General features: G+C 37.8%; 17 protein-coding genes, 2 pseudogenes and 1 riboswitch. Of the genes and pseudogenes, 12 read left to right on the forward strand and 7 right to left on the reverse strand.

The features are described 5' to 3' along the window. The first annotated feature begins 274 nt into the window (after positions 1-274). On the forward strand, positions 275-5,074 hold the full coding sequence (locus F6K18_RS23155; RefSeq protein ID WP_287524515.1) for an SdrD B-like domain-containing protein: 4,800 nt from the start codon (positions 275-277) through the stop codon (positions 5,072-5,074). A 1,086-nt stretch (positions 5,075-6,160) separates the two neighbouring features. On the opposite strand, the gene F6K18_RS23160 is transcribed toward F6K18_RS23155, so the two are convergent. Next, positions 6,161-6,286: a hypothetical protein gene (locus F6K18_RS23160; protein ID WP_287524517.1), complete on the reverse strand. Its 126-nt coding sequence runs from the start codon at positions 6,284-6,286 to the stop codon at positions 6,161-6,163. A 177-nt stretch (positions 6,287-6,463) separates the two neighbouring features. Between F6K18_RS23160 and F6K18_RS23165 the strand changes: the two genes are divergently transcribed. Then, complete coding sequence (locus F6K18_RS23165; protein WP_287524520.1) at positions 6,464-7,732, forward strand: pitrilysin family protein; 1,269 nt, start codon at positions 6,464-6,466, stop codon at positions 7,730-7,732. A gap of 209 nt (positions 7,733-7,941) precedes the next feature. Continuing rightward, positions 7,942-8,577, forward strand: a complete 636-nt coding sequence (locus F6K18_RS23170) for a hypothetical protein (RefSeq protein ID WP_287524522.1) — start codon at positions 7,942-7,944, stop codon at positions 8,575-8,577. A 190-nt stretch (positions 8,578-8,767) separates the two neighbouring features. Here F6K18_RS23170 and F6K18_RS23175 read toward each other — a convergent pair whose 3' ends face one another. The 3 genes from F6K18_RS23175 to F6K18_RS36785 all read right to left on the reverse strand — a co-directional run bounded on the left by F6K18_RS23175 (position 8,768) and on the right by F6K18_RS36785 (position 9,598). Beyond that, positions 8,768-9,103: a XisI protein gene (locus tag F6K18_RS23175; protein WP_287524524.1), complete on the reverse strand. Its 336-nt coding sequence runs from the start codon at positions 9,101-9,103 to the stop codon at positions 8,768-8,770. Beyond that, positions 9,091-9,372 carry an element excision factor XisH family protein gene (locus F6K18_RS36780; protein ID WP_353735144.1) on the reverse strand — a complete coding sequence of 94 codons (282 nt, stop codon included), beginning with the start codon at positions 9,370-9,372 and terminating at the stop codon, positions 9,091-9,093. Before F6K18_RS36780 ends, F6K18_RS23175 begins: the two co-directional genes overlap by 13 nt. A 115-nt stretch (positions 9,373-9,487) precedes the next feature. Next, positions 9,488-9,598, reverse strand: coding sequence for an element excision factor XisH family protein (locus F6K18_RS36785; protein WP_353735142.1), 111 nt, complete (start codon positions 9,596-9,598; stop codon positions 9,488-9,490). 137 nt (positions 9,599-9,735) lie between these two features. Here F6K18_RS36785 and F6K18_RS23185 point away from each other — a divergent pair, with 137 nt between their 5' ends. The 4 genes and pseudogenes from F6K18_RS23185 (at position 9,736) to F6K18_RS23200 (ending at position 11,962) form a co-directional block, all read left to right on the forward strand. After that, on the forward strand, positions 9,736-10,638 hold the full coding sequence (locus tag F6K18_RS23185; protein ID WP_287524527.1) for a MoxR family ATPase: 903 nt from the start codon (positions 9,736-9,738) through the stop codon (positions 10,636-10,638). 60 nt (positions 10,639-10,698) lie between these two features. Continuing rightward, a pseudogene (locus F6K18_RS23190) lies at positions 10,699-11,484 on the forward strand (IS1 family transposase). After that, positions 11,481-11,801, forward strand: coding sequence for a hypothetical protein (locus F6K18_RS23195; RefSeq protein ID WP_287524530.1), 321 nt, complete (start codon positions 11,481-11,483; stop codon positions 11,799-11,801). Before F6K18_RS23190 ends, F6K18_RS23195 begins: the two are co-directional and overlap by 4 nt. Next, positions 11,798-11,962: a hypothetical protein gene (locus tag F6K18_RS23200; RefSeq protein WP_287524533.1), complete on the forward strand. Its 165-nt coding sequence runs from the start codon at positions 11,798-11,800 to the stop codon at positions 11,960-11,962. Before F6K18_RS23195 ends, F6K18_RS23200 begins: the two co-directional genes overlap by 4 nt. 86 nt (positions 11,963-12,048) lie before the next feature. On the opposite strand, the gene F6K18_RS23205 is transcribed toward F6K18_RS23200, so the two are convergent. Both F6K18_RS23205 and F6K18_RS23210 read right to left on the reverse strand, forming a co-directional pair. After that, on the reverse strand, positions 12,049-13,587 hold the full coding sequence (locus F6K18_RS23205; RefSeq protein WP_287524535.1) for an AbgT family transporter: 1,539 nt from the start codon (positions 13,585-13,587) through the stop codon (positions 12,049-12,051). Between the two features lie 224 nt (positions 13,588-13,811). Then, on the reverse strand, positions 13,812-13,964 hold the full coding sequence (locus F6K18_RS23210) for a hypothetical protein (RefSeq protein ID WP_287524538.1): 153 nt from the start codon (positions 13,962-13,964) through the stop codon (positions 13,812-13,814). Between the two features lie 347 nt (positions 13,965-14,311). On the opposite strand from F6K18_RS23210, the gene F6K18_RS23215 reads away from it, so the two are divergent. Then, positions 14,312-14,833, forward strand: a complete 522-nt coding sequence (locus F6K18_RS23215) for a pentapeptide repeat-containing protein (RefSeq protein WP_287524541.1) — start codon at positions 14,312-14,314, stop codon at positions 14,831-14,833. Between the two features lie 84 nt (positions 14,834-14,917). Here the strand turns inward: F6K18_RS23215 and F6K18_RS23220 are convergent, their stop codons facing one another. Then, the gene (locus F6K18_RS23220) at positions 14,918-15,154 is read right to left on the reverse strand and encodes a hypothetical protein (protein ID WP_124146874.1); all 237 of its coding nucleotides are present in this window, start codon (positions 15,152-15,154) and stop codon (positions 14,918-14,920) included. Between the two features lie 396 nt (positions 15,155-15,550). Next, positions 15,551-15,733, forward strand: a riboswitch (cyclic di-AMP (ydaO/yuaA leader). A gap of 108 nt (positions 15,734-15,841) precedes the next feature. Here F6K18_RS23220 and F6K18_RS23225 point away from each other — a divergent pair. The 4 genes and pseudogenes from F6K18_RS23225 (at position 15,842) to F6K18_RS23240 (ending at position 17,617) form a co-directional block, all read left to right on the forward strand. Further along, a complete protein-coding gene (locus F6K18_RS23225; protein ID WP_124155865.1) occupies positions 15,842-16,204 on the forward strand; it encodes a hypothetical protein in 363 nt (120 codons plus the stop codon). A 434-nt stretch (positions 16,205-16,638) separates the two neighbouring features. After that, a pseudogene (locus F6K18_RS23230) lies at positions 16,639-16,827 on the forward strand (element excision factor XisI family protein); the annotation flags it as partial. A 97-nt stretch (positions 16,828-16,924) separates the two neighbouring features. Then, positions 16,925-17,242 (forward strand): hypothetical protein, encoded by a 318-nt coding sequence (locus F6K18_RS23235; protein WP_287275827.1) that lies wholly within the window; start codon positions 16,925-16,927, stop codon positions 17,240-17,242. Beyond that, positions 17,243-17,617 (forward strand): aspartyl protease, encoded by a 375-nt coding sequence (locus F6K18_RS23240; RefSeq protein ID WP_287275828.1) that lies wholly within the window; start codon positions 17,243-17,245, stop codon positions 17,615-17,617. Positions 17,618-17,619 lie beyond the last annotated feature (2 nt).

Below are 17,619 nucleotides of genomic sequence, written 5' to 3' on the forward strand. Positions count from 1 at the left end.
CAAAGTTGTAAATTAATTGAGTGGTAGCGAATTAGTAAAGGGTTAATAGCGGTGGGGCACACCGTTCAATAAAAGCGCACCGCCTGCGCTGAGGTTTCCTCAGCGTAAAGACGGAGCAAGAAAAGCTTGTGGAGACGGTCTGGCGGGGATACAGCTCAACTTGTTTGATTTGTTATCTAGTTAAGAGTTTGTGAAGCAAGAATCCCCCGTTATAATCAAGCGATTTAACGCTGGGAGTGTCAATAGCATAAATTTACGGTGGAGGAGTTAGAACGTGAGTGATGAAACAAGAATAGGCTCCCAACTTGGAGGGAGCGGTAATATAGTAGGTGTCACATTTAATGATACAGATAATGATGGTATTTTTGATACATCAGAACCAACAATACCTAATGTTACAGTCTATCTTGACCAGAATAATAACGGTATTCAAGACCCCAATGAATTATCTAACATTAGTCGTTCAGATGGTGTCTACAACTTCTTGGGATTAGTAGATGGTGAATATTTTGTCAGACAGGTTCCACCCAGTGGCACTGTTTCAACTACACCACTGCCAGTTCCGGTGAGTATAGTCGGTGGGAGTATGGTCAGAGAGAGCAGGATAGCTCTTGGTAGTGGCATTGCCCCACCACCACCACCAGTTCCCACTCCAGAACCAACTCCAATTCCCACTCCAATTCCCACTCCAGTTCCCACTCCAGTGACAGGACCAGGTAGAGGTAATATTAGTGGTGTATTATTTGAAGACTTAAATATTAATGGTGTCCGTGACTCTGGGGAACCAGGAATTTCTAACAGCCAAGTATTCCTTGATGCCAACCGAAATGGTATTTTAGAGGAGGGGGAAGCCAGTACTTTTACAGATGAATTTGGTTTTTATTCATATGTAGACGTATTCCCTGGCCAATACAACATTGATGTGATTAGGGAACTAGACGAAGCAAGAACAACTCCTAATTCAGTAATTATAATTACTGGTCTAGAAGAAGAACAACCAAATATAGCTCTAGATATTGGTATAGTTACTCCTAGCGGGACTGGTAATGTTGAAGGAGCGAAATATCTCGATCTTAATGCTAATGGTATTTTAGACCCTGACGAGCCTGGAATACCAAACTTTACTATCTATGCAGATCTCAATAGTAATCACATTCTAGATGTGGGTGAACCATTTGATATCACTGATACTAATGGTGTTTACTTCTTACCTAATCTTCCAGCAACTCGCCTGACTATTCGGGAAGCAGAGCAACAAATAGGATTCAATCTGACAACTGATTCTCAGACTGTTGATGTACCTGATGGGGGAACTTTATTAGGTGTTAACTTTGGTAATGCTGAAAGAAATGTAATCGCTGGTGTCAATTTTGTAGATAACAATAGCAATGGTGCTATTGACCCAGGAGATGTAGGTTTATCAAACTCTACTGTATATCTAGACCTGAATGAAAATGGTATCTTTGACCCAGAAGAACCATTTAGGATTACTAACAGTGAAGGTGAGTACAGCTTTAATACTTTACCCCCAGATACTTATGTTGTCAGAGTAGTACCTCAACCAGGATTTACTCAAACAACACCAGATCCAGTTATTATTGTCACTAGTGGGGACGATTCTAACTTCGTAAATATTGGTACTGCTCCTGACACCCCTTTACTTCAGGGTGACTTAATTGGGAATAAGTTCAACGATTTTAATTCCAATGGAGTTCTAGATCCAGGAGAACCTGGTTTAGCTAACTTCACTCTCTACTTAGACCAAAACGGCAACAATATACTAGACCCTACAGAACCTGCTGCAATATCAAATGTTGCTGGTGACTTTAGCTTTACTAATCCTCCTGTAGGAACTTACTTTCTGCGAGAAATACCCCAACCAGGTTTTGTGCAAACTACTCCAGATCAAGAAATTACTCTGAATGCACCTATTAACGTTTTGCAAGGTGATGCTCCCATTATCTTGAATGTTGGTAATGCTGTAATTGTAGATCCAGTTCCAGTTCCAGAACCAGTTATAGAACCAGTTCCAGAACCAGTTATAGAACCAGTTCCAGAACCAGTTCCAGAACCAGTTCCAGAACCAGCACCAGAGGGAACTACTGATGCTGGCACTGCTGCAGAAGTAACCACTGATGCTGGCACTGCCACAGCAGAAGTGACCACTGATACTGATACTGCTACAACAGAAGCTACCAGAATTAGTAGTCAAGTTACATTAACAGGCAGAATCGCTGGTACTAAATTTAGTGACAATAATGGCAACAATATAGTAGATCCAGATGAACCTGGTCTTGGTGGATTCACTATTTACCTAGATACCAATAATAACCAAGTTCTAGATCCCGATGAACCTACATCTATTACAAACGTAGATGGTAGCTATAGCTTTGAAGGTTTACCACCGAATAATTATGTAGTCAGGGAAGTTCAACAACCAGGTTTTACCCAAATTACTCCCGATCCAGTAATTACCATAGTTGGGGGTGACGACGTTAATTTCGTGAATATTGGCAACCAACCTGATGTAACAATAGTTCCCCCTCCTCCAACTCCTATTCCTCCCCCAGGTCCTACCCCAGTTCCTCCTCCAGTTCTTCCCCCAATTGTAAATACTGATAGCACGGGTACAATTGCTGGTGTTAAATTTGACGATCGCAATGGTGATGGTTTAGCCGGCCCAGATGAACCAAGACTTATAGGTGTCGAAATCTTTGTAGACCTCAATAATAATGGTTTAGCGGAAGCTAATGAACCATTTACGCTTACAGATGCTCACGGGGAATATCGGTTTACCTTGCCACCAGGTAACTACAGAGTACGAGAAACACCACCTGCTGGTTTTGTCAACACTACTCCTACTCCTATTGTTCCTGTTGTTCCTGGTCAGACTGTCGTTTATAACTTCGGTGATAGTAGTATCTTTGACCCCAACACCAGCATTAGCGGTGTAATCTTCACTGATAGCGATAACAGTGGTTTTCAAGAGTCTGGGGAAGCAGGTATTCCAACTGCTCAAGTTTTCCTAGATATAGACGGCGACGGAAACCTGGATAGCAGCGAAGACCTCAACCTGAACGGTGTGTTGGATGATGGCGAAGACTTAGACGGCGACGGAAACCTTGATACAAGTGAACCTGAAACTTTCACCGATCCTGATGGTCGTTATGTCTTTAATGGTTTAACCCCAGGGAATTACACAGTTGATGTTGTTCTGCAAGAAAACTTATTCCTAACTAGCAGTAATCCCATTATTAGTGTTACTGTTGGTCAGGTACCACCAGACCTCAATATCTCACCCACTCCAATTAATCTTCCAGTTGGTCAGAGTCTCAATGATATTGATGTTGGTGTTAACGTCACATCACCAGATGAAGATACTGTTAGTGGTATTGTATTTGCTGACAACAATGGTAACGGACTATTTGAACCTCTAAAAGGGGAAGTTGGTTTGCCTGGTGTTGAGGTGTTCCTAGATGTGCACCGAGATGGACAAATACAAGGATTTGAACCAAATCAAATTAGTGGTCCTGGTGGTACTTATGGTCTAGATACATCAGATGTATCAGGCTCATTTCCGCTTCTACAAATTCTTGATCGCACAGGGTTCAAGCAAACTACTCCACCACCAGTTGTATCAGCTGACGGTAGTGTTGTTTACAACTTTGGAAACCAACCAGAAACCTTAATTACTGGAATTGTTTTTGAAGACTTTAACAGTAACGGTATCCAAGACTTTAACGATACTAACGGTAATGGCATCCTTGACCCTGACGAATTTGTAGAAAGGGGTGTTCCTGGTTTCCGTATCTATGTCGATATCAATGAAAATGGCATTCTTGATAATGACGATATTGAACCTAATACCTTTACAAACACAGACGGAGAATATGCAATTGTTGGTTTGTTGCCAGGTACTTACACACTACGTCTGATTCCAAATCCGGACAACTTTACTTCTACTACTCTAACAGACCTCACAATTACTGTTGATGAGTTTGAAAATTCCAATCTGGAAATTGACTTTGGCCAGTCTCCGATAATTCCTCCTCCTGGTCTTGCTAATATTTCTGGTATTGCATTCATAGATGAAAACGGAGATGGTTTAGCAGATGCAGGTGAACCTCAACTACCTGATGCTGTTATCTATATAGATGCCAACGATAATGGGGAACGAGATGATGGCGAACGATTTGCACTTACCGATGAATTTGGTCGCTACGATATTCCCAATGTGTCTCCAGGAACCTATGTTATTCGTCAGGAACCACTGCCTGGTTTCACTGACTCTACTACTCCAGAACCAGTTATTATCACTTTGATAGAAGGGGATAACGCTGACTTTGTTAACTTTGCCAACGATCCAACAGGGTTACCAAAAGCTGTTCTTCCTGTTGTTAGTATTGGTGGTATTGTTTTCAATGATATCAACGGTGATGGTCTGTTAGATCCAGGAGAGAATGGTATTCCTGGTACTACAGTATTTCTAGATCGCAACGATAACTCAATTCTAGATAATGAGGAACGTACTGCGATTACTGATTCACTTGGAGTATACGACTTTGATGAGTTACCTCCTGGCACTTATACCATCCGCCAAATTCCGCCACCAGGTCTATTCCAAACTAACCAAGACCCAACTCTAACTCTGTTTGCAGGTGATGATGCTAACTTTGTCAACTTTGGCAACAGTGCTAACCCACCAGTTATACCACCTCAACCACCCATACCACCTAGTGGTACTGGTAGTATTAGTGGGATAACTTTTGAAGACCTCAATGGTAATGGTTTCCTAGATGCTGGCGAACCTGGTATTGGCGGTGTTGTTATTTACTTCGACCAAAACAACAACTCTGTTCGAGATGCTGATGAAATATTCGTTGCTACTGATGTCAACGGTAATTACGGTTTCTCAAACTTAGCAGATGCTAGTTATACAGTTCGGCAAGACCTAAACCCAGAGCAGGCAGCAATCTTTACTCAAACTGTTCCTGGTCCTAATGAACCAGTATTTATCAGCACTTTTGGTGGTGCTAATGTACCTAGTGTTAATATTGGTAATATTCGTCTATAAATATCTAGATTTATCTCGATATTTAGATAGCAACAAAACTCAGGGTGGAAACTGAGATAGAACTATAAAATTAAATTTTTAGCGTAGTCAATCATTTTAGGAAATTTGACTACGCTTTTGTTTTTTTGACCTGTTATATCATGTCCGGATAATTAGGGTTTGCGCTCAAAAGTCTTTTAGTAGGGGTAGGAGAAACCCACCCCTAACCCCTCCCCCTCCCAGGAGGGGAAGACAGGAGAAATGGGAATGAGCCAGGAGGTAGGAGTAAGAATTGTCCCAAGATTGTTCTGCCCAACTATGCGCCTAAAATACGCTCCTTTTTGAGCGTTTTATATCATGTTCCCCTCCGGGGGAGCTACGCTAACGGATAATCAGTTATAATAAACCTTCTGCCTTCTAACCTTGCTCTTTCCCTTCAGCATAGCTGCCCTCTGCCTTCTGCCTTTGGTCTACAGATATTATAAGTATTCAACCGAACATGATATTAGACGTGATACCAGGCACTTTTTTCGACCCCAAAAAGTACGCCTGTTTCAATTCATTTACCCTTTAAAAGTGAGAATTTTGGGGTGAGGGGGGCATAAAAATCAAAGAACCATTATTCCTCCTACTTTCCCTGTCTTCCCACCCTCCCCACACTTCCCACCCTCCCCGCACTTTGCTTTTTTCAGCTACGCGATCGCACTCCCACTCACTAATCCTCTTTTCATTTTAATCAGCACCTACGCAGAGCGAATCACTTACCTCAAAAATACACGAAAATTTCTTGACAAGCAACTACCCTGTATTTCTTACATATCAATACTTTTAAAAAATGGCCAACGAGAAGCGATAACTACGTTTAGCTGTGCTATCACAGCCCAAATTCCCCCATTTTTTCCCCTAAATAGCTCATTTCAACTTTTTTGGCAAAAATCAGTTTAAATTCCAAATATATTTGAGACTATTTCATAAATTTAACTAATATAAATATATTTTACCGAATAATTAAGTCCAGTAGTAGACTGACACGCCTAAAATAGTGCATTAGGCTTTTTGATAATCACCGCATCACCCGGTCATTACAATCCCCCACCCCCCCATTTTCTAATGCACATTTTTAGCTGTGTCGGTCCAGTAGGGTGCGTTACATTTCATTAATGCACCATAATCAAAGAAAGAAGAAACAGGGCGATCGCTCTGTGCTCCTAAGAGAAAACCAAAACCAACCAATCAAGTACTCCAGTAGTGAACTGACACACCTAATTTTCTGCAAAATTTGTAGGGTGCATACTACTTACGGTGAAAATTCAATTGTATTAAATATTACAAATCATCTTATACAAAAGTTATATAATTTTAAAATTCAATGCAAATAAAATTTCAGCCCAAATTTAATTATTAAAAGAATTGTCTGTAGTAATTTCTACTCCTAATTTTCCAGCTAACGTTTTCAAGCTGGATAATGGTCTAACAATTATTCATCAATATATTTCAGTCACTCCAGCAGTGGTGATAGATGTGTGGGTAAGAGCAGGTGCTAGGGAGGAACCCGATAAATGGTCAGGTATGGCTCACTTCCTAGAACACATGATTTTTAAGGGAACAGAAAAATTAAGTCCTGGAATCTTTGATCAAATAATTGAAAATCGTGGCGGAATAGCAAATGCTGCTACAAGTCACGACTATGCTCATTTTTTTATTACAACTGCTGCCCAATATGTAGAAGAAGTAGTACATCCATTGGCAGAATTATTGTTGCGTGCCTCCATACCAGAATCAGAATTTGCTAGAGAGCGGGAAGTGGTATTAGAAGAAATTCGTCAATCAGAAGACTGTGTTGATTCGATAGGTTTTCAAGCATTGATGGAGAATGTTTACAAATATCATCCCTACCGACGTTCAGTTATGGGTACGGCAGAACTTCTGAGAGAGCGAGAAGTTGATGAAATGCGTTGTTTTCACAATCATCACTATCAACCAGAGAATATGGCAGTGGTAGTTATTGGGAGAGTAGAGGAAACCCAGGTAATAGAATTAGTCAATGCAGCTTTTGCCAATTTTCCCGAAAAATCTTCTCATTGTCCGCGAGTCGAGATAGCAGCAGAGCCGTTAATAACTGAAGTTCGTCGCCAGGAAATATATTTGCCCAGATTAGAACAAGGTCGTCTAACAATGGCTTGGCTCGGACCTGGAGTCGAACAACTAGATGATGCTTATGGATTAGATTTACTGTCAATATTATTAGCCGATGGTAGAAATTCTAGATTGGTTCGAGAATTGCGCGAAGATTTAGGTTTAGTGCAAGGAATTGTTAGCAGTTTCTCTTTGCAGCAAGACTCAAGTTTATTTACAATTAGCGCCATGCTAGAACCGAAAGATATTCCAGAAGTAGAAGCACGAATTGGCGATCAGCTTTATGAGTTATTAAATCAAGAGATTTCAGAGGTAGAATTAGCTAGGTGTCAGCGTTTATTATGTAATGATTATGTGTTTTCCATTGAAAGTCCAGGACAGCTAGCAGGTCTTTATGGTTATTATTTTACTATAGCAAATCCAGAGTTAGCAATTAGTTATCCAGAAAAAATAGCAGCATTTCAACCACAAGAATTACTCAATTTAGCTAAAAAATATTTATCTCCAAATCGCTATGCAGTCACAGCATTAATACCTATTTAGGGTTTGCATAAGCAGTTAGGAGTCAGGAGTCAGGAGGAAATAAAGAAGAAGAAAGAAGAAATAAGAATAGTTTTTTGATCCCGCTATTATCCGGACATGATATAATTTCATATTAATTTAATGGACATACACTTATTTGAGTTGTTACTATTGTGATTATAAGTACAAAAAACTATATTGCTCCCAACTAAAATTCTAGGTAAAAGTTTATGTCTGATAATCTTTCATTACTAAAAAATCGAGACTACACATTTATTTTTGCTCGAAGTTTTGAAAGCTGGTCTGCTTCTAATTTGTATTATGAAGATTGGATTGCAGCACAAATAAAAATCATTGATTTAGCCAAGCATTGTCAATCATTAGATGATGATGGAATTACTGTTTACCTTGCTTCTAGTCCTTTTATCAAGCATATAAACACAGAAGTAGTAAAATTAGCTCAACTATTTCAGCTAAAAAATCCTCCAGAAATAATAGATGTAGTAAGTAGTCTGGAAGATGCTCTGGATGACTATTTTCAACGCCGAGATGCAAAGAAAACTAAAAATGGGGATATTATTCTAGTATTAGTAGATAAAATTTCTGATGAACAAGAAGCTTTGGTAAATTTAATTATTAATGCTACTGAAAAAATCGACCTAATTCCAGGTACAGAAAATAGTTATGAACTAGGAATTAGTTTTTTACAAATTGGTGAAGATCCAGAGACAAAAGAATGTTTGACTTTCCTAGACGATCATCTCGTTAAAGCTGGTGCAAAATGTGATATTGTTGACACGAAGTTTTGGTATGAAATTAAGCAAAAATCTCTCACAGATATTCTGATTCATGCTTTAGTTGATTAGCAAAGTACTAGTATTAGAAGTATAGGAAAAAGTGATAAGAATTTGACTTAATTAAAAATTTAGAGAATGGCGGTAAAAAACGACAAAAAAGCTTACTATTTGGGGTGCTTAACTGTTGAGCTTAAGCGGAGCAAAACCCAACTTACTGTGTGAATGATTGGCGATCGCTCCACATTAGTAATATGGACTACTATTTAACTGCAAATTCAGTATAAGGACGAATATGTTCCGGTTTAAATGCCAGAACAATTTGCTCTTTAGGAATGCCAGCTTGCATTAAGTCCGTCGCAATACCATACTCTATTCCATCTCTTTGTATCCAGATTTTATGATCTATAATTTGCAAATGAACTAAACAACCATGTACTCTTTCTCTATTTTCCCATCCCTCTAAAAAAATGAGATAATTATCAGAATCTTGATCGACAATTAGTAACCTCTTCACTTCACCTGTTGCATAACGTAAATTAGCATAATAACCCAGAGATTCAATAATAACTTTTCTCAAGTTGTCTAAGTTATCCATTTTAATATTACCTCCTGAAGTTCATCGAAAACTAATAATTTAAGTCGTTTATTTTCTAATAAAACTTGACCAATAGGGTCTTCAAAAACGTCAACATAAGCTTCTTGATGAATAGCTAAATATCCAGTCATTTCTGGTTGCGTTCTTACTAATAAATCATAGTAAAGAATATATTGACCTAACGCTTTCTCTAAATCATCTATAGCAGATTTACCAACAAAAATTTTAACTTCAACGGCAATTTTTTGACTATCTTTTTCAGCAGCAATTAATTTTTATGCACCTAAATCAACATATATGGTCATTCCAGTTAAGATTGAGACAAGGGTTTCTTACCTGGAAAGAGTTTCAGCTAAAAAAGTGTTCCAGTCTTATTCAGAATGACTATAAATCTCTTTTTCCCCAGCGAATAACTAGGGGGTCATTGGTAACAATCCAGTCATCTTTCTCTAGGGCAGTTTTCACAGTATTATGATAAATATCTTTAGCTGGCATTTCTAATAATTTTTAATAATTATTATATTGTGTTTTGTGGAATGGGCATCTTACCCGTTCCTAATATTTTCACCGCAGGCAGGATACCCACCCCACTTATATTCATCTCGCCCCTCAGCAATGCCCAAGATACTTAAATGAAAAGCGCTGTCAGAAATGCTATATGCTTTAATAAAATAGTAGTTAAATTTAGCAATAGCAAAGAACAACGGGGTGCTACTTATAAACCCAAGGGAGAAGAAATAGACCTGGTTAATGCTGCTCTTTACCTGCGACGTCCTCTATTAGTTACAGGTAAACCAGGTACTGGTAAAACTTCCTTAGCTTATGCTGTGGCCAAAGAATTGCAACTAGGAGAAGTATTACGTTGGAATATTACTACTCGTTCTACTCTCCAGGAAGGATTATACCGATATGATGCTATTGGTAGATTACAAGATGCTCAGGGAAAAGATAATTTATCTGAGATTGGCAAATATATACAATTAGGACTTTTGGGCACAGCTTTCATTTCTAGCGAGCATCCTCGGGTACTAATAATTGACGAAATAGATAAAAGTGACATTGACCTACCCAATGACTTGTTAAATATATTTGAGGAAGGATGGTTTGAAATTCCCGAATTGGCACGCATCGCCGATCGCCTACCTCCAGAAGTTACTGTGAGAACCAGTGACCAAAAGTATGCTAAAATCACTTTAGGAAATGTAAAATGTGGGGCTTTTCCTTTCGTAATTTTGACCAGTAATGGAGAACGGGAATTTCCCCCTGCTTTTCTGCGACGATGTTTGTGTTTAGAGTTGAAAGAACCCGATAAAGATGAGTTAACAGCGATCGCTATAGCTCATTTAGGAGAAGATATTGTTGAGAAGGCAGAAGATATAATTGAAATATTTCTCAAACGACGGAACAAAGGACAGTTAGCGACAGACCAATTACTAAATGCTATCTATCTATTGAGCGGTGAAAAATCTCCATCTGATTCTAAACGAAAAGAGTTGGTAGAAAAAATACTCCAATATTTGGGCGTTGGTAAATAGAAAGATGAATTGAACGCTCCAAGAGCTATGGATTGGATCAAATATCTAAGTACCATAGAGTTGGAGTTTCATTTTCCATGCAATGTCGGTGAGTGTCTTAGCAAACATATCCGCAAAAATGGCCATCGAAGCCAAAAGCAAAACTACATTTGTGTCCAATGTGGTCGCCAGGCAAGTTGATTTGTATGATCCACCTGGATATAGTCAAGATATTAAGGCTCTGTGTCTCAAAATGTACGTCAATGGTATGGGTTTCCGGGGGATTAGTCGAGTAAAAGAGTGTAGCCCATACGACCATTATTAATTGGGTGAAACAGGTGGGAGAGCTTTTGCCTGATACCTACGACGCAGAAGACACACCTCAAGTGGGAGAGGTTGATGAATTGCAGACTTTTATCGGTAAAAAAAAACAAAGTCTGGATTTGGACAGCGGTAGATCATTTTCGGTCAGGAATTCTTGGCTGGGTAGTAGGAGACCGCAGTGCTAAAACTTTCATCATTCTTTGGCAAGCGATTGCTAACGCAAAGCTTCGCTAACGCTTATTGGCAGTGTTACTTTTGGGTAAGGGACGGTAATCCTGTCTATGGACAATTTATACAGCCATGAAGATCGTATAGTTAGCAAAACCTACATGACGAGGGTAGAAGGAGAAAATACTCGCTCTTTGGCATTACTTGGCAAGACTTGATCGTCGAACCTGATGTTACTCCAAATCCCTAGATCTGCTCAAGCATTCCCTCAGACTTTTAATTCATGATCTCAAGTTCGGCGCTCTACCTATTCGGTGCTTGATTCATCTTTTAAATTACCAACGCCAATATTTGACCTACTCTGAAGAGCTATGACACAAAACAATGATTCTCGTTCTGATATATCTCTAGAGGAAAAACTACAACGACGTCTGCAAAATATCCTTCAAAAAGTAAAGTCTGACTTAACGGGTAAAGAGTTAGCAGAAATTCTGTGGTTTGCTGTGCAAATAGAAGGTGGAAAACCACTACAAACATCTACATCTACTCAATTTCAAGAATCATCATTTCCTGAACACCAAATAGAAGTGCCATCTTCTCCAAGCAAAGACATCCCAGAAACTTCTGCTTCTCAGACAAAAACAGAAAAAGCTGCTGAAGTATATTCTCCCAAAACCAGCACTAAAAGATGACGGAGGAGTCAGGAGTCAGGAGTCAGAAGTCAGGAGGGAAGAAAGAAGGAAGAAGCAAGAAAAAAGAAGAGGAAAAAGAGAAAGTTTTTTTATCACTAATTATATTGAGCCAGAATTTATACTTACTGTCAAAGCTGTCTGAAACAGTTTATATTCATTAAAACCCCTTCATGAAAGCTGAAAGCTCACAGCTAATAGCTGAATGCTTACCTTATGTCTTTTCACCCTACTCCCTCTTTTCCAAAGATTAAAGTCTAATTGCTGCTCCAGGTCCAATGGGAATTCCGAAAATAAACCAGAAGATAAATAAAGCTGACCAAGATATTAGGAAAGCTAAAGAATAAGGCAGCATTGTGGCAATTAAAGTTCCCATTCCTGTATTTTTATCGTATCTCTGAGCAAAGGCAACAATAATTGGAAAATAAGGCATCAGAGGCGTAATAATATTAGTTGTAGAATCTCCAATTCTATAAACCATTTGTGTCAACTCTGGTGTATAACCAACTAACATTAACATTGGCACAAATACCGGAGCCATAATATTCCATTTAGCTGATGCCGAACCAATAAATAAATTAATAAAACCACTAACAATGATAAAACTTATGAGCAAAGGCAACCCAGTAAAACCAGTAGCTTTGAGAAAATTTGCACCATTAATAGCTAAGATAATGCCTAAATTACTCCAACCAAAATAAGCGACAAATTGAGCAGCAAAAAATGATAAAGCAATATAATAACCCATTAAACTCATAGCCTGAGTCATACCTTGAGCAATATCTTTATCGCTCTGAATTGTACCTGCTGCTTTTCCGTAGATAATACCAGGCAGAATAAATCCTACCATTATTATTGGTACAATTCCCTGGAAAAAAGGAGAAGGAATAATAGTTAAAGTTTCCGGGTCGCGCAAAATTCCTTCGGGAGGTAAAACTAATATTAATAAAAGCACTACAAAAGCCAATAAAGAATATCCAGCCCAACGCAAACCTTTTCGTTCAGCAGCAGTCAATTCTGGAATTTCTTCTTGATTAATTTCCCCATCATATTTACCAAGACGAGGCTCTACAATTTTATCCGTAATATACCAACCAACTAAAGTAATAACAAATGTAGAAACTACCATAAAATAATAGTTTACTGCTGGATTAACTGTATATTCAGAATTAATTAATTTAGCCGAATTTTCAGTAATTCCTGCTAATAAAGGATCGATAGTTCCAATTAATAAATTAGCACTATAACCTCCAGCAACTCCAGCAAAACCAGCAGCTAAACCTGCTATGGGATGACGTTTATATGCTAAAAATACTAAAGCAGCAAGAGGAGTTAAAACCACATATCCAGCATCAGAAGCAAGATTAGACATTACCCCACAAAAAATAATTGCTGGAGTAATAAACTTTGCCGGAGCAACTAACACTACCTGACGCAATAGAGCAGAAATTAACCCTGTAGACTCTGCGACTCCTACCCCTAACATTGCTACAAGTACAGTACCCAGGGGAGGGAAATTAACAAAATTACTCACCGCTTCAGTAATTATTCTACGGATACCTTCAGGAGTAAATAGAGAGACTGCTTGAATAGTTTCTTTAGTTGCAGGATGTACAACAGATAGATTTGTCAAATTAGCGATCGCGCTAATCAAAATTACTGCTATAGAAAGATAGAAAAATAATGTAATGGGGTCTGGCAGTTTATTGCCAACTTTTTCAATAAAAATAAGTGCTTGATTAACTATGCCCAACTTTTCAGACTTTTCTGGGGGCGGTGTTTCTGTCATCTTGACTGTTTCCTTTTAAGATGAAAAATACAATTTCTCATCATCATACTATCGGAAGGAGGAAGGAAGAAGCAAGAAGGAAGAAGGAATAAAATCAGCATAAAACTCTATTGCGCGATCGCTTCCCACTCCTCATAAAAATATTTTTGTCCCATTGGGGAATTTGTATATTATCATTTTCTTTGTGGGTTTAATACCCCACCGTCAACGGTCGTGTTCACGCATTACTTGGGGGAGCGTAGACGCGGAGCGGCCCTTCGTTGACTATCCCCATGTAATTTTCCTCCTGTCTCCAGTATAGCTGTCTCCAGTATAGCTGTCTCCTTCTTCAAATTACTAATCAAGTGTACTACATAATTATGTTTTGGCCTAGTCAAGAGTAATTGCCTCAAACTTAAATCAGTTAAAAAATTTTTTTTCCTTCCAACCCTTGAAATTTTTGTCTTATATTATTTATGTAGTATAAAAATATAGATCAAAGCAAACCAAGTCATCTGTACCTTAAAAACAAAATAGATACTACATAGTTATTCATAGCCTTGTGGACGACTAGATAAGTCACTCTGATTCTCAGTCAGAGACAAGAGCATGGAAACTAAAATGTCTTGAGATAGGGTTGCTATGAAAATCAGCAAAAATGATGATGTAATTTTTATGATATGATGTCAACAAAATTAAATATCTAAAATAACATTAAATTCAGTAATTTATTAAGAAGTAAAATATGAAATTTTTATACCCATTAACAGCGACATTATTAACAGTATCCTGGTTAACTATTCCAGTATTTGCTCAATCTAAATCTAATTCAATGGAACGCATCAAAACTATTCAGCGTTTATTAAGTACTTATGAGTGTCAAGGTTGTGATTTGGGCCAAGCGGACTTAAGCGAAGCGGATTTAAGTGAAGCCAATTTATTAGGAGCTAACTTACAAAAAGCAAATTTAGCAGGAGCTAATTTAAGAGGTGCTATTCTCAGCGGTGCTAATTTGATTGAAGCAAATTTAGCAGGGGCTAATTTATCAGGTGCAATTATGCATGGTACAACTATGCAAAAGGCAGATTTGACAGATACTAATTTATCTTGGGCTGATTTGTACCAGGCATATATGGAGGAAGCTAAGTTAAACAGAGCTAATTTATCTAATGCAAATCTTAATCAAGCAAAATTAGAGCAAACAGATTTTTGTGGAGCTACCCTACCTAGTGGTAAAAAAGGAGATTGCTCTAATGACAAAAAATAGAGATTGCTCTAATGGCAAAAATATAGAGGTTGTCGATTGGAGTTTTTATGCAAAGGTTTTGATACAGTTGAATTTACTATTTTGTTAAGTATAATTTAATACTACAGCAGATATTTCATCAACTACTTTAATTCGTCCTCTATAAATTGAACGAATTAGTCGGTCTATTGAGCGTTTTTCATATTCTTGTAAAGATTCATCAAATATAGCAGCCATTAATCCATAGCGGTCAGCTAGGGTAATGTAGCCGTTTTCATTGGCTTGAGCAAAAAGGTCTCCTAACGCACATGGAAGAAGATGGACAGGAGGATCTACAGACATAAGAATCACCTTTAAATTTTAGAGTTATAGTATTAATAATTTTCCATTGTTACATCATTGTTACATACTGATGCAACATTAATATAGTAAGTGTGATCACTTACTATATTTAGTGATTTTAATCACTATTAGTATGTGACAACTAACAATGGGCTTAGTGACTTATGTATGTTGCAAATCACTAAATTTAAAATTTTGCGGAAAACTGTACTAAGTATTAGGAATATATTAGGTGTACCTTAACCTTAGTGGGAGCAACAGTATAACCAAAGTTCAATACTTTACTAACCATATTCTCAAATTTCAGGCTGAAAATTTTGATAAAATTTAAAAAAAAATTCTGTAAAAAAGTGTTGACAAAGCTGATAGAAAAAAGTTAACATAATATTAAAAGCAAAAGACAGTCAGCCTAATCCGGCAAGAAAGACACAGTAAGAGTGTAGCTGGAGCGGAGGAACCAAATACAGGGGGCTTATCTCTGATTAGAAGTCTTTGAATGTAGAAAAACAAAGATACAGAGAAGGGAATCTCTCAGCCCTAGCCCGTCAGCTAACTTCGTAGGCATTGAGAGGAGAATGAAGAGCCAACTTTCTATGAAAATTTAGACAGATTGTCAATTCAGTATCCTTGGTTTGTATAGGTCTGATTTGTTGCGCCCGATAAACCTGACTCTGACGATCTAAAATAATGTTAGAAAAACTGAATATTCCCTTTTTTGCGACGCTTGCCGTAGTTATTGTAATACCTCAACAAGCTGTATGGAAGCGCATCTGTCGCTTCGTCACGCCTGAATTAGTTTTATTACCGGCATTAGGATTTTTTTGGACTATAGTGTTGTGTTCTATGGTTAATACCTTTTTAACAACCTTCATACCCAGTCCTTGTTTACCAACAGTTATCAGCACAGCTATAAATGTTTCTAAAGTTTCCAGAGGATACTTAGGAGTAGCTCAAGCTTTCTGGCAGTGTTCTGGTAAAACTCAGAATGTAAATGCTCTGTCTATTCCGCAAGTTGGTTCTCAACTAGAACAAGCTTACGCATCTGTTTAACAGATATTATTGCAACATTATATTTAATAGGTACTACCTTACATGATAAAATCATTGCAAGGTAGTACTTGTCATTTGAAAAATCGGTGTTGGTAAATTATAGCGCTGTGCGCAGGCAACAGGCAACAGGCAACAGCTCTTCTGGGGGAATAAATTGCCGATAATATAGACTTTTAGCTATTTAGCCCCTCCTGCAATTTGTAAATATACCAACGCTCATTGCTATACAAGATGAAAATTGTAGGGGCAATCCCCCAATGATTAACCGGGATAGGTTATATCATGTTCCCCCTCCGGGGGAGCTACGAATTGCGGTTGAATACTTATAAATGACTGTTGTGAGTCCTCAGGAGTCAGGAGGAAATATTGGAGAAAAAGAACAAATATTGGTATTGGGGGTATTGATAATTTAAGTATTTGTTTGGTACTGTCAATACCCGGTTAGAGGAAATATTATTTATATTACTCTAGGAGAGGGAACAGTTTATGTTGAATATGATGGTATAGAACAGGGTATTACTCAAGATTTAATCGACCAAGGCATTCCTCAGAATAATATAATTTTAGGACATTTATGGGAAATGAATGCTGAAAATTTCAGGGAAGTTGAGTCAAATTATTAGCAGCAGCAACGGAACGAGTTAAGGAGATATTGGCAAATTTGACAAATCACTAATTATAACTTTAATATTACAATAGCAGGGCTATTCTCAAAAAAATATGACACAATTAATCAAGAATTCTCGGCCTAAAAAAAATAACATATTTTCTACAAATTCTCTTTCTGCTGAAGAATTAGAACGACGAGCAATTGAAAGAAAAAAGCGTGGAGAAAGCTGCTTTAAAATATTTGAAAAAATCCGACCGCGACTGATTAAAAATTATTACAATTGGTTCATTGCTATTGAACCAGAAAGTGGTTATTATTTACTTGACAATGACTTGAAAAATTTGATGAAAAGATTAACGATATATTGTCCTACAAGTCAGTTAGTAACTTATCGGATTAATGAAACAGGAGCTTGTGGGAAAATCTAAATGATTTCTGGGAGATTTGGAGAGGAAGGAGAGCTAATATTTGAGATTGAACTAATTGCTAAAAATGGTGAAATTATTCCTGTTGATACTATTTTAGACACTGGATTTACGACAGGTTATTTGGCAATCCCGACTCAAGATATAGAAGTTTTGGGGTGGGAAAAAATTCGTTCAAATATAATGTTAAGTACAGCCCAAGGGATGGCATATTTTGATATTTATGAAGGTCGGATGATAATGGACGAACAAGAATTTACAATTCCAGTTCATGCAGGGGATAATTTACCAGAAATATTGATAGGTGTTCTTTGGTTAGATGCAGTACGAATAGTTATAGATAAAGGGGCGGGAATTTTAACTCTGGAAATCAAATAGTT

The sequence above is a fragment of the Okeania sp. SIO2C2 genome (genome assembly GCF_010692625.1).
In the GTDB taxonomy this organism is placed as follows: domain Bacteria; phylum Cyanobacteriota; class Cyanobacteriia; order Cyanobacteriales; family Microcoleaceae; genus Okeania; species Okeania hirsuta.